Origin of the sequence: Flavobacterium yafengii (assembly GCF_030010375.1) — a bacterium.
Lineage (GTDB): Bacteria > Bacteroidota > Bacteroidia > Flavobacteriales > Flavobacteriaceae > Flavobacterium > Flavobacterium yafengii.
Genome location: NZ_JASCRY010000001.1, coordinates 291,037 through 315,943 on the forward strand (window position 1 = coordinate 291,037; position 24,907 = coordinate 315,943).

The 24,907-nt window shown below is 35.0% G+C and carries 22 protein-coding genes; 8 read left to right on the forward strand and 14 right to left on the reverse strand.

Annotated elements, in window-relative coordinates; translation table 11 throughout:
- Positions 1-16 precede the first annotated feature (16 nt).
- The gene (locus QLS97_RS01245; protein ID WP_282713874.1) at positions 17-2,791 is read right to left on the reverse strand and encodes a 2-oxoglutarate dehydrogenase E1 component; all 2,775 of its coding nucleotides are present in this window, start codon (positions 2,789-2,791) and stop codon (positions 17-19) included.
- A 119-nt stretch (positions 2,792-2,910) separates the two neighbouring features.
- On the opposite strand from QLS97_RS01245, the gene QLS97_RS01250 reads away from it, so the two are divergent.
- Complete coding sequence (locus QLS97_RS01250; protein ID WP_282713875.1) at positions 2,911-3,453, forward strand: hypothetical protein; 543 nt, start codon at positions 2,911-2,913, stop codon at positions 3,451-3,453.
- 60 nt (positions 3,454-3,513) lie between these two features.
- Here the strand turns inward: QLS97_RS01250 and QLS97_RS01255 are convergent, their stop codons facing one another.
- Both QLS97_RS01255 and QLS97_RS01260 read right to left on the reverse strand, forming a co-directional pair.
- Positions 3,514-3,867 carry a hypothetical protein gene (locus QLS97_RS01255; RefSeq protein ID WP_282713876.1) on the reverse strand — a complete coding sequence of 118 codons (354 nt, stop codon included), beginning with the start codon at positions 3,865-3,867 and terminating at the stop codon, positions 3,514-3,516.
- 160 nt (positions 3,868-4,027) lie between these two features.
- Positions 4,028-5,002: a polyprenyl synthetase family protein gene (locus QLS97_RS01260; protein ID WP_282713877.1), complete on the reverse strand. Its 975-nt coding sequence runs from the start codon at positions 5,000-5,002 to the stop codon at positions 4,028-4,030.
- 196 nt (positions 5,003-5,198) lie between these two features.
- Here QLS97_RS01260 and QLS97_RS01265 point away from each other — a divergent pair, with 196 nt between their 5' ends.
- The 5 genes from QLS97_RS01265 (at position 5,199) to QLS97_RS01285 (ending at position 12,108) form a co-directional block, all read left to right on the forward strand.
- Complete coding sequence (locus QLS97_RS01265; protein ID WP_282713878.1) at positions 5,199-5,720, forward strand: YceI family protein; 522 nt, start codon at positions 5,199-5,201, stop codon at positions 5,718-5,720.
- Between the two features lie 126 nt (positions 5,721-5,846).
- Positions 5,847-6,443 (forward strand): TetR/AcrR family transcriptional regulator, encoded by a 597-nt coding sequence (locus QLS97_RS01270; protein WP_282713879.1) that lies wholly within the window; start codon positions 5,847-5,849, stop codon positions 6,441-6,443.
- 3 nt (positions 6,444-6,446) lie between these two features.
- A complete protein-coding gene (locus tag QLS97_RS01275) occupies positions 6,447-7,787 on the forward strand; it encodes a TolC family protein (RefSeq protein WP_282713880.1) in 1,341 nt (446 codons plus the stop codon).
- 5 nt (positions 7,788-7,792) lie between these two features.
- Positions 7,793-8,854: an efflux RND transporter periplasmic adaptor subunit gene (locus QLS97_RS01280; protein ID WP_282713881.1), complete on the forward strand. Its 1,062-nt coding sequence runs from the start codon at positions 7,793-7,795 to the stop codon at positions 8,852-8,854.
- Between the two features lie 77 nt (positions 8,855-8,931).
- Positions 8,932-12,108, forward strand: a complete 3,177-nt coding sequence (locus tag QLS97_RS01285; RefSeq protein ID WP_282713882.1) for an efflux RND transporter permease subunit — start codon at positions 8,932-8,934, stop codon at positions 12,106-12,108.
- Positions 12,109-12,216: 108 nt separating this feature from the next.
- On the opposite strand, the gene QLS97_RS01290 is transcribed toward QLS97_RS01285, so the two are convergent.
- Entirely contained in the window at positions 12,217-12,657 is a 441-nt protein-coding gene (locus QLS97_RS01290; protein ID WP_282713883.1) for a LexA family protein, read from the reverse strand.
- Positions 12,648-13,922 (reverse strand): Y-family DNA polymerase, encoded by a 1,275-nt coding sequence (locus QLS97_RS01295; protein ID WP_282713884.1) that lies wholly within the window; start codon positions 13,920-13,922, stop codon positions 12,648-12,650. Before QLS97_RS01295 ends, QLS97_RS01290 begins: the two co-directional genes overlap by 10 nt.
- A 403-nt stretch (positions 13,923-14,325) precedes the next feature.
- Here QLS97_RS01295 and QLS97_RS01300 point away from each other — a divergent pair, with 403 nt between their 5' ends.
- On the forward strand, positions 14,326-14,988 hold the full coding sequence (locus QLS97_RS01300) for a hypothetical protein (RefSeq protein WP_282713885.1): 663 nt from the start codon (positions 14,326-14,328) through the stop codon (positions 14,986-14,988).
- Positions 14,989-15,087: 99 nt separating this feature from the next.
- Here the strand turns inward: QLS97_RS01300 and QLS97_RS01305 are convergent, their stop codons facing one another.
- Positions 15,088-15,960: an AraC family transcriptional regulator gene (locus QLS97_RS01305; RefSeq protein ID WP_282713886.1), complete on the reverse strand. Its 873-nt coding sequence runs from the start codon at positions 15,958-15,960 to the stop codon at positions 15,088-15,090.
- A gap of 189 nt (positions 15,961-16,149) precedes the next feature.
- Here QLS97_RS01305 and QLS97_RS01310 point away from each other — a divergent pair, with 189 nt between their 5' ends.
- Positions 16,150-16,746: a T9SS type A sorting domain-containing protein gene (locus QLS97_RS01310; protein ID WP_282713887.1), complete on the forward strand. Its 597-nt coding sequence runs from the start codon at positions 16,150-16,152 to the stop codon at positions 16,744-16,746.
- Between the two features lie 78 nt (positions 16,747-16,824).
- Here the strand turns inward: QLS97_RS01310 and QLS97_RS01315 are convergent, their stop codons facing one another.
- From QLS97_RS01315 to QLS97_RS01350, 8 genes are all read right to left on the reverse strand, one after another.
- Positions 16,825-17,808, reverse strand: coding sequence for a Gfo/Idh/MocA family protein (locus QLS97_RS01315; protein WP_282713888.1), 984 nt, complete (start codon positions 17,806-17,808; stop codon positions 16,825-16,827).
- Positions 17,809-17,861: 53 nt separating this feature from the next.
- Positions 17,862-18,578 carry a DsbA family oxidoreductase gene (locus tag QLS97_RS01320; protein WP_282713889.1) on the reverse strand — a complete coding sequence of 239 codons (717 nt, stop codon included), beginning with the start codon at positions 18,576-18,578 and terminating at the stop codon, positions 17,862-17,864.
- A 183-nt stretch (positions 18,579-18,761) separates the two neighbouring features.
- On the reverse strand, positions 18,762-20,132 hold the full coding sequence (locus QLS97_RS01325) for an NADH-quinone oxidoreductase subunit N (protein ID WP_282713890.1): 1,371 nt from the start codon (positions 20,130-20,132) through the stop codon (positions 18,762-18,764).
- A gap of 12 nt (positions 20,133-20,144) precedes the next feature.
- Positions 20,145-21,587 carry a complex I subunit 4 family protein gene (locus QLS97_RS01330; RefSeq protein WP_282713891.1) on the reverse strand — a complete coding sequence of 481 codons (1,443 nt, stop codon included), beginning with the start codon at positions 21,585-21,587 and terminating at the stop codon, positions 20,145-20,147.
- A 9-nt stretch (positions 21,588-21,596) separates the two neighbouring features.
- Positions 21,597-23,483: an NADH-quinone oxidoreductase subunit L gene (nuoL, locus tag QLS97_RS01335; RefSeq protein ID WP_282713892.1), complete on the reverse strand. Its 1,887-nt coding sequence runs from the start codon at positions 23,481-23,483 to the stop codon at positions 21,597-21,599.
- Between the two features lie 6 nt (positions 23,484-23,489).
- Entirely contained in the window at positions 23,490-23,810 is a 321-nt protein-coding gene (gene nuoK / locus QLS97_RS01340; RefSeq protein WP_066079401.1) for an NADH-quinone oxidoreductase subunit NuoK, read from the reverse strand.
- Between the two features lies 1 nt (position 23,811).
- The gene (locus QLS97_RS01345; protein WP_282713893.1) at positions 23,812-24,324 is read right to left on the reverse strand and encodes an NADH-quinone oxidoreductase subunit J family protein; all 513 of its coding nucleotides are present in this window, start codon (positions 24,322-24,324) and stop codon (positions 23,812-23,814) included.
- Positions 24,324-24,869, reverse strand: a complete 546-nt coding sequence (locus QLS97_RS01350) for a NuoI/complex I 23 kDa subunit family protein (protein ID WP_282713894.1) — start codon at positions 24,867-24,869, stop codon at positions 24,324-24,326. The genes QLS97_RS01345 and QLS97_RS01350 overlap by 1 nt, the downstream gene beginning before the upstream one ends.
- Between the last annotated feature and the right edge of the window lie 38 nt (positions 24,870-24,907).

Here is a 24,907-nt window from a genome sequence, read left to right on the forward strand (position 1 = left end):
AGGAAATAGCTCCTTATTATCTAAATAAATTTTTATCAAAAACCATTTTTATCGCATCGGCCTGACGACGTTTTGCTCTGGTGTAACTTCCAGCTGCTGGAGCTGCATACGCTTTTAGCGAAGCCAATCTCCATTTTACTAAATCGAAATTCATTAACATGTAACTGTAAGCTCCCATGTTTTTTGGTTCTTCTTGTGCCCAAACATAATCATCAGCGTTTGGATATTTAGCTATAATCGCTTTTAATTGCTCTACTGGTAATGGGAATAATTGTTCGATTCTAACAACCGCAACATCTTTACGACCGTTATTTTCTCTCTCGGCAGTAATGTCATAATAAAATTTACCCGTACAGAAAACCAGTGTTTTCACATCGGCTTTATTTACTGTTTCATCATCGAATGTTTCTTGGAAACTACCTGTTGCAAATTCTTCAACAGTAGAAACACATCTTGGATCACGCAACAAACTCTTTGGTGTAAACACTATAAGCGGTTTACGGAACTTTGTTTTCATTTGTCTTCTCAACAAGTGAAAGAAGTTGGCCGGTGTTGTACAATCCGCAACATACATATTATGCCTGGCGCAAAGTTGTAAATAACGCTCCATTCTAGCCGAAGAATGCTCTGCACCTTGACCTTCATATCCGTGAGGCAATAGTAAAACAATTCCGTTTTGGTTGTTCCACTTGTCTTCTCCACAAGAGATGTATTGGTCAATCATAATTTGGGCTCCATTACTGAAATCTCCAAACTGTGCTTCCCAAATGGTTAATGTGTTTGGATTTGTCAAAGCATATCCATAATCAAATCCTAAAACACCATATTCAGATAAAAGAGAATTGAAAATATTGAATTTCCCGGTTGCTCCTTCTAAATTGCTTAATAAGGTCACTTCTTCTTCTGAATCTTCCACTTTTACAACGGCATGACGGTGAGAGAATGTACCACGCTCCACATCTTGTCCGGAAATACGAATATCGTATCCTTCTTTTAAAAGAGATCCATACGCTAAATGTTCGGCCATGGCCCAATCCAGCTTGTTGGTTTCGAAAAACATTGTTTTTCTGTCGTTGATCAGTTTTTGTATTTTACTGATAAACTTTTTATCTGTTGGCAGGTTACAAATTACGTTTGCAACCTCAGTAAGTCCTGCTGCAGGGAAAGTAGTATCCACTTTTTTAAGCATTTCAACATCTGAAACTTGCTCAAAACCTTTCCATTCATTTTTCATAAATGGAGTAATAATAGTCAAATCTTTTTTACGGGATTCTTCTAAGTTTACCTCCAAGTTTGATTTGTATTCTTGTTCTAATCCTTTTACAAAAGTGCTGTCTATTACTCCTTCTGCAAGCAATTTCTCCATGTAAATGTCTCTTGGATTTTTGTGCTTTGCAATGATTTTATACAATACCGGTTGAGTAAAACGAGGCTCATCACCTTCATTATGTCCGTATTTTCTATATCCTAATAAATCGATAAATACATCTTTCCCAAATTGCATTCTAAAATCCAAAGCAAATGACATCGCGTGAACGACTGCTTCAGCATCATCTGCATTTACGTGTAATACTGGGGAAAGTGTTACTTTAGCAACATCTGTACAATACGTAGAGGAGCGTGCATCAAGGTAATTAGTGGTAAATCCTACTTGATTGTTGATTACAATATGGATTGTCCCTCCAGTTTTATAACCGTCAAGTTGAGCCATTTGTACAATCTCATAAAGAATTCCCTGACCTGCAATTGCAGCATCACCGTGAACAGCGATTGGCAATACTTTAGAGAAATCGTTAGGAAAATATTTGTCTTGCTTTGCTCTTGTAATTCCTTCGATAACTGCGCCTACAGTTTCAAGATGCGAAGGATTTGGTGCCAAATTGATATTTATATTTTTTCCCGTACTCGTAACTTTGTCAGCGGTAAGTCCTAAATGGTACTTTACATCTCCGTCAAAATATTCCTGATCGTAATCTTTACCATCAAACTCTCCAAAAATGTCTTGGGTTGATTTGCCAAAGATATTTGCCAAAACATTCAATCGGCCGCGGTGTGCCATTCCCATTACAAATTTTTCCACTCCTTTTTCCGCAGCTTTTTCAATTAAAGCATCTAAAGCTGGTATGATTGACTCTCCTCCTTCAAGAGAAAAACGTTTTTGACCTACATATTTAGTATGCAAAAAGTTTTCAAAAGAAACGGCTTGGTTTAATTTATTCAGAATTGATTTCTTTTCGTCCAAAGAAAATTTAGGTTGATTGTCATTAACCCCTAATTTTTTCTGAATCCATTCCACCACTTCTGGATTACGAATGTACATGTACTCCACCCCAATGTGCTGACAATATATAGTGTCAAGGTGAGTTATAATTTCCTGAAGCGTGCAAGGCTGTATATTAATAACCTTTGCCGCATCAAAAACAGTATTTAAATCTGCTGCTGAAAGTCCGAAATTCGAAATTTCAAGTGTAGGCGATGAAGTCCTTCTTTCACGAACCGGATTTGTTTTGGTAAACAAGTGACCTCGAGAACGGTATCCATCTATTAATTTCAATACATTAAATTCCTTTTGAAGCTTATCTGATACTAAATTGATATCTGAATTATTAGCTGCAAAATTAGCGATTTGTTCCACCTTGTTCTCCTCATTGTAAGTAGTCATCCCAAAATCGAAACCTTGAAAAAAACTTCTCCAACTTGGCTCAACGCTATCTGGATTCTCTAAATATTGATCGTATAATTGTGCGAAAAATTCGGTGTGTGCTGCGTTTAAAAATGAAAACCTATCCATAATGTTTAGTGAATATACTTTTTTGTTAAAATAGTTTGGCAAAAGTACAATAATAGAATAAATTTATAATTTATTTTAAGATACTTTTACATTGAAAAATGTTAAAAAACTGAAAACTTATGACAAAGAATAGCTTTTTAGAAGATTCCAAATCATTATTGGTGATTATTATCCTATTTTTTTCAAGTTGCCTACTTGCACAACAAAACACGCCAACTCCTAAAACTCAAAATCAGTTTTGGAGAAATGTACAATTTGGAGGCGGAATTGGTTTAGGCTTTGGTTCTGGTTATACGGACATTGCATTGGCACCAAGTGCTATCTATAATTTCAATGAATATGCAGCTTTGGGTGTTGGCTTACAATATAAATATTTAAAACAAAGAGATTATTACGCTTCTCATTTGTATGGCGGCAGTGTTATAGGTCTTTTTAATCCAATACATGAAATCCAACTTTCAGCTGAACTGGAACAATTAAGGGTTAATGTAAATTTAGATGGATCCAATAGCAATTCACAAGATTACTGGAATACGGGATTATTTCTTGGTGCAGGTTACCGATCCGGAAATGCCACAATTGGAGCCCGTTACAATGTTTTAAACGATAAAAATAATATTTACGGCAGTGCCTTTATGCCGTTTATCAGAGTTTATTTTTAATCCTGCCCCCGCCGAAGGAGAGGGAGAGGGAGAGGGAGACAAAGCCGTAGAAAAAGGGAATTATCGGTATTTATTTCTGAACCAGACTTTTTGCCATTCTCTTTTTAGAATCAGAAACGCGACTTGTTCAGCGAGAATTACCAAATCAGAGCCATCAAGTTTTTTTATTTCTTCTTCAGAAACATCAATTATGTAAAGTAAATTGAGGTATTCAGCAAATTTGTATTGAATGAGACGGTAGATTTTTTCATGCAACTGCAACTTCAATTCATTCGGAGAAATACTCAAAGGAAAATCAATTGCTTCGTTAGCCAAATTGAAATCCTTATTCATTTGTTCGATTAATTTCAAATATAAGTTTTCGCTTTCCGCTTCAATAAGCAGTAAATCGGTATTTTTTGGAACTATAAACATTTGAGGTAAGATTTTTGATTAACAAATTCAGATGTAAGATTTGGCAATAGCACTGATTTTTATTTTTGGAAGTTATGGCATTTTGAAATAGAACAAATTATTTATCCGAAGTAAAACTTCTGCAATGCATGGCCAGTTCGCTGCTGATTGGGTCAAAAATCTAAACTTTTCTTCCCATTAAATTCTCCCCAAAGGTTTTTAGTAATGTTTTTTTATCAGCACCAATATTCATTTTATCCAAAGTTTGGAAAGCCTTAAAAGTAAAATCCTGAATCGCATCTTGAGTTGCTTTTGAAGCACCTGAGCTGTTAAAAAGTTCTTTTACCGTTTTGATTTTTTCAGTACTATCTTCTGGCTGTATGGAGAACAATCGTCTCAATTCTTTTGCTTCCGTTTCTTTAGAAAAAGCAACCGCTTTTAGATATAAATACGTTTTTTTATTTTCGATAATATCACCCCCTACTTGTTTTCCAAAGGTTTCCGGATCGCCAAAAGCATCCAGGAAATCATCCTGTAATTGAAAAGCCAAACCTAAATTTAATCCAAAATCATAAATCAGATTTGCGTTTTCTTGTGAAGTTTCTGCAATAATTGCTCCCATTTTCATGGCGGCAGCAACCAAAACTGCTGTTTTATATTGAATCATTTTAAGGTATTCCGGAATGGTAACATCATTTCGTTCTTCAAAATCGACATCCCATTGCTGACCTTCACAAACTTCAAGAGCGGTTTTGCTAAATAACTTCGCTAAATCCCGAAAAACAATTGGCTCATATTGCTCAAAATATTGGTACGCTAAAATCAGCATGGCATCACCCGATAAAATTCCGGTGTTTAAATTCCATTTCTCGTGAACCGTTTCCTTCCCTCTTCGCAAAGGCGCATCATCCATAATATCATCATGAACCAAGGAGAAATTATGAAATACTTCTACTGCCAAAGCTGCCGGCAACGCTTTCTTATAATCTGCATCAAAAACCTCGGCACTCATTAACGTAAGTACCGGACGCATTCTTTTACCTCCAAGATCTAGAATATAATGTATGGGTTCGTATAGATTTCTAGGTTCTTTGGTTTCATATTGTGATTGCAAATAATCCGAAAGAAACTCTTGATACTGGTAAATAGAATGCATAAAATAAATTTTTGGCTAATTTACAGTATTCAATTTGCATTACAAACTCCCTTTTGTCCTCAAATGTTAAATAAATCAAAATACATTGGAAACTATTTTAGTATTCAAAGTTTCCTTATTACATTTGCAAACGAAAATTTAACAGCTACAATTTATTCCGATTTTAAAATAAATTGCACATACAATTCAACTAATTATGAAAACAAAATGGACAGTTGACTCGAGCCAATCTGACGTTCTGATAAAAATGAGACACTCAATAATTGCTTATCTGGCAGGTTCCATAAATAAATTTAACGGACATATTGACATTGAAGATAATCAAATAGAAGATGCTTCAATCGAATTCTCTTTGGATGTCAATAATAAAGATGCAAAACTGGAACAAATAGATACTCATCTGGGGCTGAATGATTTATTTGACATTAATAAATTTCCAATTATTAGTTTCAAGTCTACTTCATTTGAAAAAGTTAATAAAAACATTAATTTTTTGAAAGGAAATCTAACCATAAAAAACATTACAAAAGTAGTGGAGCTTGATGCTGAATTCATTGGATTCAAAACGTATGATGGCGATCAAAAAGCTGCTTTTGAAATAACGGGTCAAATCAATCGCAAAGATTTTGGATTGAACTTTACTTCATTTAATCAAACTGGCGGTTTAGCTTTAGGACAAGACATTAAGTTTATGGCAAACTTAGAATTAACCGCTTAAGAAGAAAGCCAAATGTTAAATAAACATAAAATTTAAGGAAACTATTTTGGTTTTCAAAGTTTCCAAATTACATTTGCACCAAATTTAACAGTTTTAACAAATCACAACTGATTAAGAATAAAGAAAATGAAAGAGAAAATTATATCCAAAGCAAAAGAAATGTTTTTGAAACTGGGTTTCAAAAGTATAACAATGGATGATATTGCTGGTGAAATGTGCATTTCCAAGAAAACCATTTATAAATATTTTGCCAATAAAGAATTGTTGATAGAGGAAAGTGTTCAAGTTATTCATACAGAAGTTAATGGAATAATTGCCGAAATCACTTCTAAAGATTTTAATGCAATCGAAGAAAACTTTGAAATAAGACGAATGTTTGCAGAGATGTTTAAAGCCACTGACACTTCCCCCCTTTATCAGTTAAAAAAGCATTATCCTGAAATCCATGAAAAAGTGTTAACCTACCAAGTGGAAATGTGCCAAACTTGTTTTCGAGAAAATATTGAAAAAGGAATTTCACAAGGTTTATATCGAAATGACATAAATATCGAGGCTTATATTAATTTTTATTACTCATTAATTTTTACGATTAATGAAAACATAAGGTCTGAAAGAGAAGTGTTCTCATTAGAAATGGAAGCTTTACAATACCACACCAGAGCAATGGCTACCAAAAAAGGAATAGCCGAATTAGAAAGAAACTTACTTAATCCAATTACATAAACAATGAAAAAAATAATCATATTACTAACCCTAACATTTGTACTTGGTGCTAATGCACAAGAAGTCAAATCGCTCACACTGAAAGAAGCCATCAACTATGCTTTAGAGAATAAAGCAGAAGCAAAAAAAGCAAAACTACAAGTGGAGAACAGTGAGTACCAAATTCAAGAAGTGCGTTCACAAGCGTTACCACAAATTTCAGCCAACGGTAATTTGACTTATAACCCTGTAATACAAACAACCGTTATTGATGGAGCAGGATTTGGCGCTCCTGGAACAACCATTCAAGCCGCTTTTGGTCAAACATGGGTTTCAACCGCTGGTGTTTCTTTGACACAAGCTATATTCGACCAAACGGTTTTTACAGGCTTGAAAGCAGCAAAATCTACTAGAGAGTTTTACCAAATTAACGAACAATTAACTGAAGAACAAGTAATTGAGCGCGTAGCCAATAATTATTATCAGGTCTATGTTCAGAGACAAAAACTAACTGTTATTGACAGTACGTATAAAAATACCACTAAAGTAAGAAACATCATTAAAGGTCAATTTGATAATGGTCTAGCCAAAAAAATTGATTTGGATCGAATTTTAGTAAGGATTTCAAACATCAATACGCAACGCCAACAAGTTTTGAATGCAGTACAAATTCAAGAAAACGCATTGAAATTTTACATGGGAATGCCAATAGAAACTCAAATCGAGATTCCACAAACGGCATTTGAAGTAAGTCCACAATCGTTGTCAGAAATTCCAAATACAGCAAACAGAACAGAATATTTGCTTTTGAAAAAACAAGAACAACTTTTATTTTATCAAAAAAAGGCTGTTGAAGCGGGTTATTACCCAACATTATCATTAAACGCAGGATATAATTATATTGGTCAGGGGCCCGTAATGCCTCTTGGAGGGAAACCATCTGACGGCGTATATTGGTCAGATTTCTCTTCTATTGGTTTGAATTTAAAAGTGCCCATTTTTACAGGATTTAGCACTCGTGCCAAAGTAAGACAAGCCGATATTGATTTGAGAACCATAAAAGAAGACCTCAACGATACAAAATTATCTCTTGACTTAGCTTTCGCCAATGCAAAAACTCAAATTGACAATAGCTTAACCACTATCAACAATCAAAGAGAAAATGCGCAATTAGCTAAAGAAGTTTTAGACAACACCAGAAACAATTATGTACAGGGCTTAGCCTCATTAACTGATTTACTGGATGCAGAAAACTCATTGACTGAAGCGCAAAACAACTACACATCTGCAATCCTAGACTACAAACTAGCAGAAATACAATTAATCAAATCAAAAGGCGAATTAAAAACACTTATAAATAACTAATAAAAATGAAAAAAAATATACTAATCATAGTAGCAATCGTAGCAGCTTTAGGCGTTATCGCATATACTTTAATGAATAACAAAAAAGAAAACGAAGCTAAAACAGCAATTGTAGCCGAGAAAAACGCCAGTGTTTCCGTAAAAGTTGCAACGGTAAAAATCGAAGAAGTTTCTCTTGACTTTTCTGCCAATGGAAATTTTGCACCACTTCAAGAATTAAGTTTTTCTGCTGAGAAACCAGGAAGAGTGGTTCGCGTTTTAGTTGAAGAAGGAGACAGAGTAAGAATCGGTCAGACTTTAGCAATTGTAAGAAGCGAACAAATTTCGGCTGACTTGCAAACTGCACAAGCTACTTATCAAAATGCATTAACGGATTACAGCCGTTTTGAAAATGCTTTTAAAACTGGTGGTGTGACTAAACAACAATTAGACCAAGCCAAATTAAATTTGGTAACTTCAAAATCAAGATTACAACAAGCAAAAGTTAATATCGGCGATACCAATATCAAAGCGACTATTAACGGAATTGTAAACAAAAAATACATTGAACCAGGATCAGTTCTTGGCGCTGCAACGCAAATGTTTGACATTGTAAATGTTTCAAAATTGAAATTGAAAGTAAATGTTAACGAAAATCAAGTTGCAGGTTTAAAATTAGGCAACACGATTAACGTAAAAGCAAGTGTATATCCTGAGGCTACATTCTCTGGAAAAATCACATTCATCGCGCCAAAAGCAGATGCAAGTTTGAACTTTCCAGTAGAAATAGAAATTGCTAATAACGCTTCAAATGATTTGAAAGCCGGAATGTACGGAACTGCTGAATTTGCTTCAAACCAACAAAAACAATCGTTGATGATTGTTCCTAGAAATGCTTTTGTAGGAAGTGTGAGCAGCAACGAAATATTTGTAATCGAAAATGGAACTGCTAAACTGAAAACGGTTACAGCTGGAAGAATTCTTGGTGATAAAGTAGAAATTTTAAACGGACTTTCCGATGGTGAAACTGTAATTGTTACAGGTCAAATCAACCTTCAAGACGGATCTAAAGTGGACGTTATAAAATAAGTCTTAAAGTCGAAAGTCTTAAAGCCATAAAGAAACCGCTTAAAGCCTAAAGCTTAAAGCCTAAAGCAAAGAAAAAAATGAAATTAGCAGAAATATCTATAAAACGTCCTTCATTAGTAATCGTATTATTTACGATTCTAACATTAGGAGGACTGTTCAGTTACAGCCAATTGGGCTACGAATTGATTCCAAAATTCGAAACCAATGTAATTACTGTTGCCACTATTTACCCTGGAGCATCTCCAAGTGAGGTAGAAAATACGGTGACTAAAAAAATTGAAGATGCGATTGCATCCTTAGAAAATATTAAAAAAATAGACTCTAAGTCCTACGAAAGTTTGTCAACAGTATCTATTACATTGACCTCTTCGGCTGATGTTAATATCTCTATGAACGATGCGCAACGTAAAATAAATGCTATTCTTAGTGATTTACCGGATGATGTTGAAACGCCTTCGTTGAGTAAATTTTCCTTAAGCGATTTACCAATTATGACTATTGGTGCCAACGGAAAAATGGATGAAGTTGCTTTTTACGACTTAATTGATAAAAAATTAGCACCCGTTATTTCTCGAGTAGAAGGTGTGGCACAAGTAAATATTATTGGTGGACAAGAAAGAGAAATTCAAGTCAATCTTGATGCTGTAAAAATGCAAGGCTACGGACTTTCTGTTCCACAAGTGCAACAAAATATTTTATCTTCTAATTTGGATTTTCCAACAGGAAATATTCAAACTCGTGAGCAGAAAATATTAATTCGTTTGGCCGGAAAATATAAAAATGTTGACGAATTAAGAAACTTGGTCGTATCATCTAAAAACGGAATCCAAGTTCGTTTACGCGATATTGCTGATGTTCAAGATACTCAAAAAATCACTGAAAAAGTAGCGCGTATCAATCAAAAAAGCGCGATTATTTTACAAATTATTAAACAATCGGATGCCAATGCGGTTGCGGTAAGTGAAGAATTAGTTAAAACAATTGCTAAACTGGAAACCGATTATAAAGCCAATGGTCTACAATTAGAAATCGCTAAAGACAGTACTATTTTTACACTCGAGGCTGCTGATGCAGTTGTGCACGATTTACTTATTGCGGTACTTTTGGTTGCGCTTGTGATGTTGTTTTTCTTGCACAGTATTAGAAACTCGTTGATTGTAATGGTTTCTATTCCTGCTTCATTAATTGCTACTTTCATAGGAATTTATTTGATGGGATATACTTTAAACTTAATGAGTTTATTAGGACTTTCTCTTGTTGTAGGTATTCTTGTGGATGACGCCATTGTGGTTCTGGAGAATATTTACAGGCACATGGAAATGGGTAAAAACAAGGTTCGTGCAGCCTATGATGGAACTGCGGAAATTGGTGGAACCGTTGTATCGATTACTTTAGTAATTGTGGTAGTGTTTTTACCAATTGCGATGAGTACCGGATTGGTTTCTAATATTATTACGCAATTTTGTGTAACGGTAATTATTTCAACTTTGTTGTCTTTAGTAGCTTCATTTACAATAATTCCGTGGTTGTCTTCACGATATGGAAAATTAGAACACATTGAAGGCAAAAACCTTTTTGGAAGAATCATCCTTGGATTTGAAAGCTATTTAACACGATTTACAAATTGGGTTTCAAGATTATTGGAATGGTCTCTGGATCATTATTTTAAAACACTGGCTATCGTTTTAGTAATCTTTTTTGGTTCTATGATTAGTTTATTTGGTGGTGGATTTATTGGTGGAGAATTCTTTGCAGCGTCTGATAGTGGTGAGTTTTTAGTTCAAATAGAAATGCCAAAAGATGCTTCATTAGAGCAAACCAATTTCATGACGCAAAAAGCAGAAGCATTTTTGAAGAAAGAAGCGTATGTTTTTAGTCAAATTACAACAATTGGTCAAACCAGTGAAGGTCTTGGTGCTTCGCAAGCAACGGCGTACAAGTCTGAGATAAACGTTAAAATGGTTGGATTAGACAAACGTGATGAACCTGCAAATGTGTATGCTGCAAAAACAAAACGTAAATTAGAAAAAATATTAGTTGGAGCAAAAGTTAAAACGGTTCCAGTTGGTATTTTAGGAACTGCAGAAGATGCGACTTTAGGATTAATTGTAACTGGTCCAAATGTAGAAAGCGCCATGCAATTTGCAAAAGCAGCAGAAAAAGAATTACGTACCATTCCAGGAGCAACAGAAATCGAATTGTCAGTAGAAGATGGAAATCCAGAAGTGAACGTAAAAGTGGATAGAGATAAAATGGCAGCTTTGGGATTGAGTTTGCAAACAGTAGGTATTACCATGCAAACTGCTTTTAGCGGAAATACTGATGGTAGATTTAGAGCTGGTGAATACGAATACGACATCAATATTAAATACAATGCATTCGACAGAAAAAGTATCGCTGATGTAAGTAATTTAATTTTCATAAACGATAGTGGTCAACAAATAAAACTGAATCAATTTGCAACCGTAACCGAAGGTTCTGGACCAAGTGAATTAGAACGAAGAGACAAATCGGCATCAGTAACTGTAAAAGGTCAGAATGTGGGTGTAGCTTCAGGAACAATTGTAACACAATGGCAAGAAAAAATTGAAAAATTAAAAAAACCAATAGGTGTAAATTACATTTGGGGTGGAGATCAGGAAAATCAAAGTGAAGGTTTTGGTACATTAGGAATTGCGTTATTAGCTGCGATTATCTTAGTTTACCTAGTAATGGTTTCGTTATACGATAGTTTTGTACATCCATTTGTGGTATTGTTTGCGATTCCGCTTTCATTTATTGGAGCAATGTTGGCTTTGGCTTTAACCAATAATACACTGAATATATTTACTATTTTAGGTATCATCATGCTTATTGGTCTAGTTTGTAAAAACGCGATTATGCTTGTAGATTATACCAACCAAAGGCGTAAAGCTGGCGAAACGGTTAGAACAGCATTAATTCAAGCGAATCATGCGCGTCTTCGTCCAATTTTGATGACAACTATCGCGATGGTGTTTGGTATGTTCCCAATTGCACTAGCCTCTGGAGCTGGAGCTGAATGGAAAAACGGTTTGGCTTGGGTAATTATTGGAGGATTAATTTCCTCATTATTCTTAACTTTGGTGGTAGTTCCGGTGATTTACCAAATTATGGAAAAAGCCATCAATAGACTTTCTAAAGGAGAAAAAGTTGATTATGAAGCTGAAATGGTTGCTGATTACGTACACACCGAATTAAGCGAGGATGGATTTAATCCAAAACATACGGTATAAAACGTAATTGTTTTTAAAACAGAAAACCTGTTCATTTATTTGAACAGGTTTTTTTTATGGCAAAAATCCCAATAAGAATTCCATTTTAATAATGGCAACAACTGGCTTTTATACCTTTTTAATCACATAGGTGACAATCCCCCAAATGATTAATTGATTTTCTTCGGTGACTTTTATCGGAGAATAATTGGGGTTTTCTGGCATCAGATACAAACAGTCTTTCTCGAGTTGCATGCGTTTTACAGTAAATTCTCCATCGATAAAACAAATTGCAATTTTATTATTCTGCGGTTCCAAGCTTCTATCCACAACGAGAACATCTTTGTCATTTATACCGGCATCAATCATGGAATTTCCTTTGACTTTGATGTAAAAAGTCGCCAACGGATTTTCACTCAATTCCTTGTTCAAATCGATATTCGTTTCCATAAAATCAGCTGCCGGCGATGGAAATCCAGCCGAAACACCTTCGTTTATGAAAGGAATTCGCAATTTACTTTCAAAATCAGGCAGAAAAAAATTCACTTTTTGCTCTTTGTTTATTGACATTTGATTTCGAGAATATGTTTAAAATTAGTGGTGTATCTGGGCGATAAATGATTCTGATTCATGTTCCAGGTCAAGCTTAAATTTTGGGTAGCCAACTTTACTTTTTTATCGCCAATTTTGTTATTGAGGCCATCCATTACTTTCATCAGCACCAAATGTTTTGGATTTTCCTCATCAAACAACTGCAACTGTTTCTTGTCCTGATCAATCAATTCGGTAACGATAACGCCCGCTTTCTTAAATTTTATAGTTTCATTTCCTTTGTGTAGTTTTTTCAACATATCGATGGCTGCATTCGAAATCGTCAACGTAGAATTTGACGCATAAGGCAATGTAATCGCCATATTAAAATAATATTTTGAGGTTTGCACTTTATGTTTATCAACGACTAACATTACAATAATGGTATGACAGCAGGAGTTTTGTTTTCGCAATTTCTCTGCACAAACCGCAGCAAAAGTAGCAACACGCTCGCGCAGCAAATCAAAATCAGCAATCTGTTTTGGAAAACTTCTGGTGGTAGCGATACTTTTCTTTTGGTCAACAATGGGTTCTAAATCCAAAACTGATTTTCCTTCGAGTTCATATTTTAAACGCAAACCCGTCACACCCATTTCTTTCCTGATCCAAGCCTCGTGTTGCGGTGCAATAAAATCTAAAGCAGTTACAATGTTTTTGGCTTTCATCTTTTTATTCATCCGATAGCCAATGCCCCAAACATCTTCAATCTTTGTCCATTTCAAGGCTTTGATTCGTTTTTCTTCGGTGTCAATAACATAAACCCCTTGCGTCCTGTCTTGAAACTTCTTGGCAATTTTATTGGCTACTTTTGACAATGCTTTCGTTGGTGCAAAGCCAATGCAAACGGGAATTCCTACCCATTTTTGCACACGGGTTTTCATTTGGATTCCATAATCCTGATAATCGGAAACAGTCAAACCATCAAAATTCAGGAAGGCTTCGTCAATGCTATAAATTTCTAGATTCGGTGTAAACTGACCTAAAATTGACATCACCCGATTGCTAAAATCTCCATAAAGCGGATAATTTGAAGAAAATACTTTTACATTTTTCTCTTTTACCAATTCCCTAATTTTGAATATTGGCGCGCCCATAGGAACTCCAACATCCTTTGCTTCATTGCTTCTGGAAATCACACAGCCGTCATTATTTGACAATATTGCAACGGGTTTCCCTACGAATTCCGGTTGAAAAACACGTTCGCAGGAAGCATAAAAATTGTTACAATCGACTAAAGCATACATGTTACAAAATTACTCAATATCCCTCGATGCGAGTTTGTAACTAAAGTTAATTTTAAGGATTGTTGATAAGTAGTTTTATACAAAAAAGTTTTAAAAAATGAAATGATTTTTCTTTTATTGAGATTCGTTCTTTATCAAAACCACAAAAAAACGCATCAAGTCCAACAAGAATTGTATTAAAAAAATCTTAATGTTCGCTTCTGTATAAAATTATTTTCTATTTTTTTAAAATACTAACACATTGATTTAAAGTAAATTAAATATTTAAAATCAATCTATAACCTAAAAACACAAAACCGTGATTCAAATCTTTGGCACGCTACTTGGATATACCTAATCAAATAAGTAAAAAAAGCGAAAGCCGAAAAGCTCAAGAGTAGGCAAAATTCAAAATATAATTATCATGAAAAAAATTACCCTTTTAGTAGCTAGTATCTTCGTATTTGGAGGTAGTGTAGTGAATGCCGCAGAGAAAATCGATTTTTCTGTAGAAAGAAGATCTCCCGTAGATTTTAGAAATGCCGACCCAATTGTGTTCACAGAAAGAGGAATTGAGTTCTTCATATTCCCTGATGGACAATTTGATTTTAATACACGCCCTTCAACCGGTTCAACTGGTGGGATGTATTATAAAGCAGGCAAAAAAAATGGCATGAATAAAACGTATGGTGCACCCGCAAATTATCGAAATGGAAATTATGGTGTAAAAGTGGAACACGACAACATGGGCAGAGTAAGACGTATTGGAAATGTGATGATCAACTATGACTCAAATGATAGAGTTAAACGAGTGGGTTCAGTTTATATGACCTACAACCGTTATGCTTTGGAACGAGTAGGTGGTTTAGAAATCATCTACAACCGTCGTGGTCAAATTGTTGATATTGTTGGAGCCGTAAAAGGTGGCAGAGGTTATGAATATAGCCAAAATAGCAATGGAAACAACGATTATGGCAACAGCCAAAACTCGAATGATGATGACTATTACAGAACAAATGGTACAAAAGCCAAAATCGAGGATACGAAAGTATCAGGAAGTGTAGCCATCAGAATAGACAGAAGATAGTTAGTTAGTTATATAAATGGTTTGTTTGAAATTCCTGCTGGTAGTTGTATCAGCGGGAATTTTTTTTGAATTACTACACATTAAAATCTTTCGTAGTATTTACTTGAGTACGGATTTCAGTTCCTGGCGGTATTGCGAAGCGCTTTTACCAGTGAATTCTTTGAACGATTTATTGAAGTAACTGAAGTTATTAAAACCACTTTCATAGCAAATCTCAGTGATGCTGATGGGTTTTTCAGCCAACAGTTTAGATGCGTGAACCAAGCGGTAATCATTTACAAATTTGGTAAAAGTTTTGTTGGTTATCTTTTTGAAATACCTGCAAAAAGAAGGTTCTGTCATACTTACCAATTCCGAAACTTCTTCCAGCGCAATATGTTCCTGAAAATTATCTTTTACATAATTAAAAACAGCGTTGATGCGGTCATTATCCTGCATTTGCATTTCCATCGAAAATCCATCTGCATTCAAAACAGTAGATTCATTGGATAATTCCAGTTCATTCAGAATACTTAACATGGTCAACAACCTTTCAAATTGCGACTGTTGTTCCATCAATTCTATCTTCTTCCCTATCTTTTTTTTGGTCTCTCCTTCAAAAGCAATTCCGGCTTTGGCTTGACTAAAAAGATTCCGAATATTCGTCATTTCGGAAATATCAAAAAATCCATTCCCTAAGAAATCCGGTTTCATCTGTATCACCGTTTCGTTTTTGTTTCCAGTTTCTTCATTGGTAAACCCACAATGCGGCAGGTTACTTCCTATCAGGATCAAATCCCCATCGGTGTAATACGAAATGTGACTCCCAATCTGGCGTTTTCCGGAACCACCATTTACAAAAACAAGTTCAATTTCAGGATGATAATGCCACAAGTGCGCTTTACTGTTCGCATTTTCAACATATTTCGAAAAGTAAAAAGAGCTCCCGAAAGAAGGCGCTATAATTTCAAAAGCTGGCGGTATAATTTTCATACGAATCCGTATTTAGAATTAGCACAAATTTACCAAAAATAGATACTCAATTAACTTTTTTAACCTTAATCGATTTCGTAAAAGGTAAAATAGCACACAAATTAGAAAATTGAGCACTACTCATACTGAATAGGTTAGACTAATTTAGCCCCAGATAAGTATCATTATAAATCTAAAAAGATTACAATTATGAAAAAGATTTTAAAATTTAGTTTAGTGTTAGCCGCAGTAGTATTGACTGCCGTACAAGCACATGCAGGAAACGCAGATTTTTCACTGGATTTAATAAAAGAAGAAGGAAAAACTGTAAGTTTTAGTTTGAAAGAGATTAAGAAAATTAATTTGTCTATTTATGACACCAATGACAGTTTAATCTATCAGGAAAAAGTTACTTCTGAAGACAATATCAATAGAACCTATGATTTGACTGCTTTGCCAGACGGAATCTACTTCTTGAAAGCGGAGAGCGATCTTAAAATTTCAAAGTATAAAATTGAAGTAGTGGGTAACAAAGCAAAATTATCTGCTGATGCTATTTCTGAAGTGTACAAACCAGTTTTGGTAAACAAAAACGGAATCGTTACCGTTAACATTTTAAACCCGAAAAAAGCTCCGGTTACTGTTGCCATTTACAACTCAGATCAAACTGAAGTGTACAATGAAACTTTGACTGCTGATTTTTATGTTGGCAAAATATTTGACTTAACTAGCGCTCAAAACGGTAAATATACGTTTGATATAACGTACAATGGTAAAACATTTAGCGAAACAGTTGCTATCAAATAGTGATTAAATAAATTGTAGTAGTTAAGAGGCTGTCTTTATCGGACAGCCTCTTTTTTTGTTTTAAACAATTGAAAAACACTATAAATTCCCGATAATCTGGTCCATAACCCAACTCGTATGAGCTCCTGTCAAACCTGTAGAAGGATGTTTACTGTTCCCCAGAAGGTCTTCTCGCATTTGCTGAACATGATACAACTGAATATTTTCAGGATGGTCAATGAATACTTCTGTTTGCCCTTGTTCGTTAGAAAGCAATACGGGATCATTTTCAAATACAGAAAACGTTATTTTTCCTTTGCTTCCATAGATGTCCACTTTATCTTCCCGTTCATAGCAACCAAAGTTCCAGCTGCCTGAACCCGTAGTTCCAGACTCATGTAACCAACTAGCGGCAGCAGCATCTTTAGCCGAATACAATCCCTGTTGATTGAGACTTAACCCGGAAACCTGTTTTATATTTCCCAAAAGATGTGTGAATAAATCCAGACCATGACTTGCTAAATCATCAAAATAACCACCTGTAGCAATAGCGGTATCAGTTCGCCAATTGTATTCTCCAGATAAATCTTTAGCATTTGCCGGTTTACTCAAATGCCATCTTATGTGCCTGATTTTGCCAATGCAACCTGTATCAAGCCACGTTTTCACCTGTTCAAAACGAGGTAACGAACGGCGGTAATAGGCAACAAACAAAGGAATATTTTCTGCTGCAAAAGCAGTATAAATGGCGAGACTGTCTTGATAATTTGGTGCCAAAGGTTTTTCGACACAACAAATCTTCCCGGCTGCAGCGACCTTGAGTCCGTAAAATTTATGAACATCTGGAGGTGTGGCAATATAAATCGCATCAATCTCAGGATCATTAATCAAATCATCAGCATTTGTGTAATACTTGCTAATTCCATGCCTTTTAGCATAATCCGCAGCCTTAACCACATCTCTTCGCATTACTGCGACCACTTCAAAACCATCCGTTTTCTGGTATGCAGGACCACTTTTCAGTTCGGTAACATCACCACAGCCTAATATTCCCCAACGGATTACTTTTGTACGTTCACTCATAATTACTAATTTTTCAATGCTTCTGACAATTTAGAATAAAATGGTTTATAGTCTTAATTACAACCATCGATTCCACAACTGTCTCCATCGGTAGTATTCAATACCGTAACTTTCGAATCAAATTTACCTTCTTCCCATACTTTTTCAAGTGTTTTCACAAATGTTTCGACATGTTGTGCACCCGAAACTGCATATTTATTATCGAAAACAAAGAAGGGAACACCTTGAACACCCACAGATTGCGCTTCATTGATATCTTGCTGCACTTCATTTGCGTAGGCATTAGAATGCAATACTTCATCAATGGATTCAGCATTCAGTCCTACTTCCAATCCCAATGCTTTCAATGTATCCAAATTATTTATGTTCTTACCATCAATCAAATAGGCTTTGAACAGTAATTCTTCTAAGTCATTTGCCAAATTATACTTTTTCGCCAAATGCAACAAGCGATGTGCATGCAATGAATTCGCCATAACCGCTTTTTCGAAATGGAAATCCAATCCTGAATTTTTAGCATTTTGAGTCATATTATCAAGCATCTCTTGTGCCCAATCGGTATCTTTTCTATATTTTTCTGCCAAATGCTCGACCATATTATCATCGGGAGAAGCAATAAAACTTGGGTCCAACTGAAAGCTTTTCCATTCAATTTCAACTGCATCTTTATGCTCGAAATTTTGTAAAGCACCTTCTATTCTCCTTTTTCCTATATAACAAAACGGACACATGATATCCGACCAGATTTGTATTTTTAATGTATTTCCCATCTTCTTTTATTTAGTAAACGATTAAAATCATTTGTATATACAAATTTAATGAAAGTAGTTTGAAAACAATTCGACATTAAGCTTTTATTAGGAAATGGAAGATTAGTAAATATTCGAAAAAGCCAATAAAAAAACCATCAAAATTGCTCTTGATGGTTTTTTGTATATTTTTAAAATTTTGGTTTATGCCAATAAATCCAATACTAAAGATGGGAACAACCCTAATGCGATATTCAACACAATTGCTATAACAGCAACTGCATAAATAATAACTGGAGTTCCTTTTCGTTCTTCGTTTGGTTCTTTCGTGTACATCGCCAAAATCAATTTGAAGTAGTATCCAACGCTTATAATAGAGTTCACCACTGCCACGATTACTAAAGCCAAATAACCCGCTTGAATCGTTTGACTGAACAAAACCAACTTAGCAAAGAATCCCGCAAAAATTGGAATACCAGCCATAGACAGTAAAGCTGCCGTAAGAATGGCTGCTAACAATGGGTTGGTTTTTCCTAATCCGTGGAAATTCACAATATCTTCGTTGTCTCTATTTTTACAAACGTATAAAATCACACTAAAAGCTGCGATTCCAGATAAAGAATACGCTGAGGCATAATACAACAAACTTCCTGCTGATGTAGACAAACTCAATAAAGTCATCAACATAAAACCGGCGTGAGAAACCCCTGAAAAAGCCAACATACGTTTTACATTCGTTTGTCTCAAAGCCATAATATTACCAACGGTCATCGAAGCCATAGCAATAATAACTACTACCATTTTGAATGACTCAGAAACATCAGCATTCATAACCGATAATAATTTGTACAAACTCGCCATAGCAACTACTTTCGCCAAAGTACTCATCAAGGCTGTTGTCAAGGCTGGAGAACCTTCATAAACGTCCGGTGCCCAGAAATGAAATGGAACTGCCGCCACTTTAAACAACATTCCTATTGTTACCAATACAATCCCTATTGGGAACCAAACCGGCAATTCAGCTGATTGTGATAATTCACTGATTTCAGTAACATCAAAACTTCCCATAGCTCCGTAAATTAAACAGATACCAAACAGAATGATTCCCGATGCAAAAGATCCCATTAAGAAATACTTCATTCCTGCTTCGTTACTTTTTAAATTCATACGATCACTTGCCGCAAGAATATAAAGCGCAATAGATAATACTTCGATTCCTAAAAAGAACATCGCTAAGTTTCCAAAAGAAACCATTGCTACTGCTCCTGCCAATAAAAATATTTTTATGGCAATATAATCCGAGATTTTAGATTGATGATTTTCGTAAAAATTATGTCCTAAAGCCACCAAGAAAATGGTAAGCACAATAAACAAAGACGAAAAAGTACTTGAAAATTTACTCACAACAATCATGTTGTTGTAGTAACTCTCCGTTGAATTAAATTCAGATATGGTTAAACCCAGCACTCCCAATAATCCAAGTATTGTTATTGGAACAATGGCTTTCCTTAAATTAAAAATTTCAAATAAAAGGCATAAAACACCTAATCCTATTATAGCTATTAATGTATTCATTTTTTATTTGACTTAGTTAATTCGGTTTATTTGAGTTAAAATTTCTTCCAGACTTGGGGTAATCAAATCGGTAATTGGCTTTGGATACATCCCAAAAAAGAATAAAACACCAATTATAAGTACCAAAGTTATTCCTTCATTGATCGTTACATCAGTAAAAACTTTAGAATTGGTTTCTCCCAACATTGCATGTTGAAACATTTTCAACATATAATACGCCCCTAAAATAATGGTTGTTCCTCCTAAAATGGCAAACCAAATATTAATTTGTGAAAGACTGTATAAAACGGTGAATTCTCCAATAAAGTTAAAAGTAGTAGGCAAAGCAACAGATGCCAATACCAAAATCAAAAACATTGAAGTAAATTTTGGTGATTGCGTACGAATACCGCCCATTTCAGCAATTGCTCTGGTTTCGTATCTTCTGAAAATAATTTCAGCTGCATAAAACAATCCAACAACTACAAATCCGTGTGCAATCATTTGTAAAACTGCTCCACGCAATCCGTCTAAAGTCAAAGTGTAGGTTCCTGCTGCAATCAAACCAACGTGAGCCAAAGAAGAATACGCTAATAATTTCTTCAAATCTTTTTGTTTCAATGCAACGATAGATCCGTAAATCACACCTGCAATTCCAAGTCCAATGAAAATATACATGTATTCTTTGGCTGCCAATCGCGCCAATGGCAATTGCCAACGGATAACACTGTACAATCCCATTTTTAGCATGATACCAGATAAAAGCATTGTCCCAACAGTTGGTGCTTTTTGATACACATTTGCTTGCCAAGTGTGAAAAGGAATTAATGGAATCTTAATTGCATACGCCAAGAAGAAAGCCAGGAATATCCACAATTGTTCCGTTGCTGATAAATTCAATTTGTATAAATCTTCTAATAAAAGACTTCCAGCTTGTTGGTACATATAAACAAAAGCCACTAACATAAATAAAGAACCAGCAAGCGTGTAGATAAAGAATTTAACTACTGCTTTTTTGCGTTCTTCTGCGTCTCCGTTACCCCAAATTAAAGCGATGAAGTAAATTGGAATCAATGATAATTCCCAGAAAATATAATACAAAAGACCGTCTGATGCTAAGAATGTTCCTGCCATTGCAAACGACATAAACAAGATTAACGCATAAAATGATTTTGAATTTTTATAGTCATTTCCAAAAGAGGAAAATATAATTATTGGAGTCAAAACCGTGGTCAATAAAAGCATCGCCATCGATAATCCGTCTGCTTTTAAAGCAAAAGAAATATTAGGTTGCGTAATCCACTGGTTGATGAAACTGATATTTTCACCTAAATTATAGTGATCTAATAATACAATAGAAGCGCCTGCAGCAGCTAACCCAAAGAACAAAGCCACTTTTGAAGCCAGTTTATCGCCTGCAAGAAAAGTTGCAAACGCACCAACCAAAAGTATAATTAATATTAGAGATACATTCATGATATATGATTATTGTTGAGCTAAAAATAAATAAGAAACAATGGCGCAAAGCCCCAATACGAAAGCAAAAAGATAAAGACCAATGCTTCCATTTTGTATTTTCTTTCCTTGGTAACTTATTTCGTTGGTAACTTTTCCGAATCCAAAAACTAAAGCTGACAAACCAGTTTCTAAAGTATCTCTGAAAAAACGAGACAAGAAATTAATTGGTTTAACAAAAATAGCATCATAAAATTCATCAACATAATATTTATTGTAAAGCACTTTAGAAAAGCCTGTAATGGCAGCATCTTCTGTCGGAACTGTATTTTGTTTGATGTATTTGGCGTAAGCCATACCAATACCTACTAATCCACCCACAACAGCTATAGCCATCAAGATATATTCAGTAGTTCCTAAATGGTGTTCAGCGGTTGCTAATTTTGGTAAAATGGGAGTCAAATATTCATTCAACCAACTGTTTCCTGGTAAACTAATCAAACCACCGATAGTAGCCAAAATTGATAGAACAATCAAAGGAATGGTAATCAAGGATGGACTTTCGTGCAAATGGTGTTTTTGTTCTGCGGTTCCTCTAAATTCTTGAAAGAACGTTAAAAACATTAAACGGAACATATAAAAAGCAGTCATTATAGAGGCAACCGATGCCACAACCCATAATGGAATATTATGATGGAAAGCCACTAATAAGATTTCGTCTTTCGAGAAAAATCCTGAGAATAATGGAACTCCGGAAATCGCTAAAGAAGCAATAAGCATTGTTACAAACGTAATCGGCATTTCTTTTTTCAAGCCGCCCATATTACGCATATCTTGTTCTCCATGTAAAGCATGAATTACAGAACCAGAACCCAAGAACAAACAGGCTTTGAAGAAAGCGTGAGTGATTACGTGGAAAACAGCCACTTCATAAGCGCCTAAACCTAAAGCCAAAAACATTAATCCCAATTGAGAAACGGTAGAGTAAGCCAAAACTTTCTTGATATCATTTTGAACCAATCCAATGGTTGCAGCTACTAAAGCAGTCACTGCTCCAACGACAGCAATTATCGATTGCACATCGGGAGTCAAATCAAATAAGAAATTCAATCTGGTAATCATAAAAATTCCTGCAGTTACCATCGTAGCCGCGTGAATCAATGCTGAAACTGGTGTTGGACCTGCCATCGCATCCGGTAACCAAGTATACAATGGAATTTGTGCTGATTTACCGCAAGCTCCAATAAATAAAGCGAAAGCAGCAACAGAAAGCCAATACATATTAAGATCAGTTGCACCGGCAATAGCCGTCTTTAAAGTAGCGTAATCTAAAGTAGAGAATAAATTTCCAATAATGAAAATTCCAACTAACAACCCTAAATCACCAATACGGTTCATGATGAATGCTTTCTTTGCAGCGTCATTGTACTCTTGGTTTTTGTGCCAAAATCCAATTAACAAATACGAACAAAGACCTACGCCTTCCCAACCGATGAACAATACTAATAAGTTACTTCCTATTACTAAAGTAATCATGAAGAATATAAACAGATTCAAATACGCGAAAAACTTGTGCATATTTTCATCATCGTGCATGTAACTAATCGAGTACAAATGAATCAAAGACCCAATTCCGGTTACGAAAAGCAACCATAAAATAGATAATTGGTCCAATTGAAATCCAAAATCAACATTGAAATTACTGATTTGGATCCAATCAAAAAGTGAAATTCGAATTCCTTCTGGTTGCGCAGCTATTCCCCCAAAGAAGTAAGCAGTCGCAATAAAAGAAACCAAAACGGAAAGCGTTCCAATTATTCCCGAAAGTGATTTTCCAAGGCTTTTGCCAAAGAAAACATTGATTAAAAATCCTAAAAAAGGAGCAAGAACTAAAACTAAAGCTATATTGGTATTCATTTCCATTTATCCTTTTAAGTTTTTTAAATTATCGATAGTAATTGAACCTAAATTTCTAAAAATAGAAACCAGAATTGCCAATCCTACCGCAACTTCTGCCGCAGCAACAGCCATCGAAAAGAACACAAAAACTTGTCCTTGTGCATCTTGATGATAGGTCGAAAATGCTACAAACAATAAGTTTACTGCATTCAGCATAATTTCAATTGACATAAATACGATAATGGCATTTCGTCTGTACAACACTCCGAAAACGCCAATACAAAAAAGTATTACGCTTAGGAATATATAATTTTCAATACCAATGTGGTTTAAAATATTGTTCATCTTATTTTTGCAATTTTTCTTTTTTAGACAATAACACAGTTCCAATCATAGCAACCAAAAGTAATATAGAGGCAAATTCAAACGGAACCATATATTCATTCAGCAGTATTTTACCCAATACTTTTATAGATTGATAATCTTCGCCGGTAGTTACGTATTCTCCAACAATAGGTTTTGAGTTGATAAAAATGGTTATCAAAACCAAACAAATCAAACAAAAAGAAACAATAGCACCTAACCTTGTGATCCTTGGTTTATGCACTTCATGTTCTTCATTTAAATTCATCAACATGATGGTGAATAAAAACAAAATCATAATCGCTCCAGAATACACAATAATGTGAACTATCGCCAAGAATTGAGAATTCAATAATAGATAATGACCCGCAATCGAAAAGAAACAAATCACTAAATAAATAGCGCTGTGAATCGGATTTTTGCTAAAAATTGTCAAAAATGCGGTTGCTAATGTGATAGCAGCCAATACACAAAAAATTATAAGTATCGTAGACATTAGTTAGCGTTTTTAAGTTGAGCGTTTTTCATTGCCATTTCCAGAGGCATGACCAATTTGTCTTTTCCAAAGATAAAATCTTCTCTTTCGTAACTAGACGGAACTAAAACTTTAGAAGTTGTCAGGTAAATGGCGTCTTTAGGACAAGCCTCTTCACACAATCCACAAAAAATACAACGCAACATATTAATTTCATATATCGACGCATATTTTTCTTCTCTGTACAAATGTTTTTCATCTGCTCTGCGTTCTTCAGCCTTCATCGTAATCGCTTCTGCAGGACAAGACAACGCACATAAACCACAAGCCGTACAATTCTCACGACCTTGCTCATCACGCTTCAACATGTGCTGACCGCGATACACCGGACTCATTTCACGTACTTGTTCCGGATATTGAATCGTTACTTTTCTTTTAAACAAATGCTGAATCGTAATCATCAAACCTTTGACAATCGCAACAAGATACATTCTTTCCCAAAAAGTCATCTCCTTGTTAGAGACTAGCTTTTTTCTTCCCGATAAGGATATACTTTCTATTGACATTTTTTATTTTTATTTGAAGCTTAATCCTGCTATTCGCT

Coding starts and splice junctions, on each gene's coding strand:
- QLS97_RS01350 (WP_282713894.1), bottom strand. CDS start 24,869: ATGTCAATAGAAAGTATATCCTTATCGGGAAGAAAAAAGCTAGTCTCT.
- QLS97_RS01295 (WP_282713884.1), bottom strand. CDS start 13,922: ATGTATGCTTTAGTCGATTGTAACAATTTTTATGCTTCCTGCGAACGT.
- QLS97_RS01285 (WP_282713882.1), top strand. CDS start 8,932: ATGAAATTAGCAGAAATATCTATAAAACGTCCTTCATTAGTAATCGTA.
- QLS97_RS01270 (WP_282713879.1), top strand. CDS start 5,847: ATGAAAGAGAAAATTATATCCAAAGCAAAAGAAATGTTTTTGAAACTG.
- QLS97_RS01315 (WP_282713888.1), bottom strand. CDS start 17,808: ATGAGTGAACGTACAAAAGTAATCCGTTGGGGAATATTAGGCTGTGGT.
- nuoL (WP_282713892.1), bottom strand. CDS start 23,483: ATGAATACCAATATAGCTTTAGTTTTAGTTCTTGCTCCTTTTTTAGGA.
- QLS97_RS01245 (WP_282713874.1), bottom strand. CDS start 2,791: ATGGATAGGTTTTCATTTTTAAACGCAGCACACACCGAATTTTTCGCA.
- QLS97_RS01330 (WP_282713891.1), bottom strand. CDS start 21,587: ATGAATGTATCTCTAATATTAATTATACTTTTGGTTGGTGCGTTTGCA.
- QLS97_RS01265 (WP_282713878.1), top strand. CDS start 5,199: ATGAAAACAAAATGGACAGTTGACTCGAGCCAATCTGACGTTCTGATA.
- QLS97_RS01250 (WP_282713875.1), top strand. CDS start 2,911: ATGACAAAGAATAGCTTTTTAGAAGATTCCAAATCATTATTGGTGATT.
- QLS97_RS01255 (WP_282713876.1), bottom strand. CDS start 3,867: ATGTTTATAGTTCCAAAAAATACCGATTTACTGCTTATTGAAGCGGAA.
- QLS97_RS01345 (WP_282713893.1), bottom strand. CDS start 24,324: ATGTCTACGATACTTATAATTTTTTGTGTATTGGCTGCTATCACATTA.
- QLS97_RS01305 (WP_282713886.1), bottom strand. CDS start 15,960: ATGAAAATTATACCGCCAGCTTTTGAAATTATAGCGCCTTCTTTCGGG.
- QLS97_RS01300 (WP_282713885.1), top strand. CDS start 14,326: ATGAAAAAAATTACCCTTTTAGTAGCTAGTATCTTCGTATTTGGAGGT.
- QLS97_RS01310 (WP_282713887.1), top strand. CDS start 16,150: ATGAAAAAGATTTTAAAATTTAGTTTAGTGTTAGCCGCAGTAGTATTG.
- QLS97_RS01320 (WP_282713889.1), bottom strand. CDS start 18,578: ATGGGAAATACATTAAAAATACAAATCTGGTCGGATATCATGTGTCCG.
- nuoK (WP_066079401.1), bottom strand. CDS start 23,810: ATGAACAATATTTTAAACCACATTGGTATTGAAAATTATATATTCCTA.
- QLS97_RS01290 (WP_282713883.1), bottom strand. CDS start 12,657: ATGTCAATAAACAAAGAGCAAAAAGTGAATTTTTTTCTGCCTGATTTT.
- QLS97_RS01325 (WP_282713890.1), bottom strand. CDS start 20,132: ATGAATACATTAATAGCTATAATAGGATTAGGTGTTTTATGCCTTTTA.
- QLS97_RS01260 (WP_282713877.1), bottom strand. CDS start 5,002: ATGCATTCTATTTACCAGTATCAAGAGTTTCTTTCGGATTATTTGCAA.
- QLS97_RS01275 (WP_282713880.1), top strand. CDS start 6,447: ATGAAAAAAATAATCATATTACTAACCCTAACATTTGTACTTGGTGCT.
- QLS97_RS01280 (WP_282713881.1), top strand. CDS start 7,793: ATGAAAAAAAATATACTAATCATAGTAGCAATCGTAGCAGCTTTAGGC.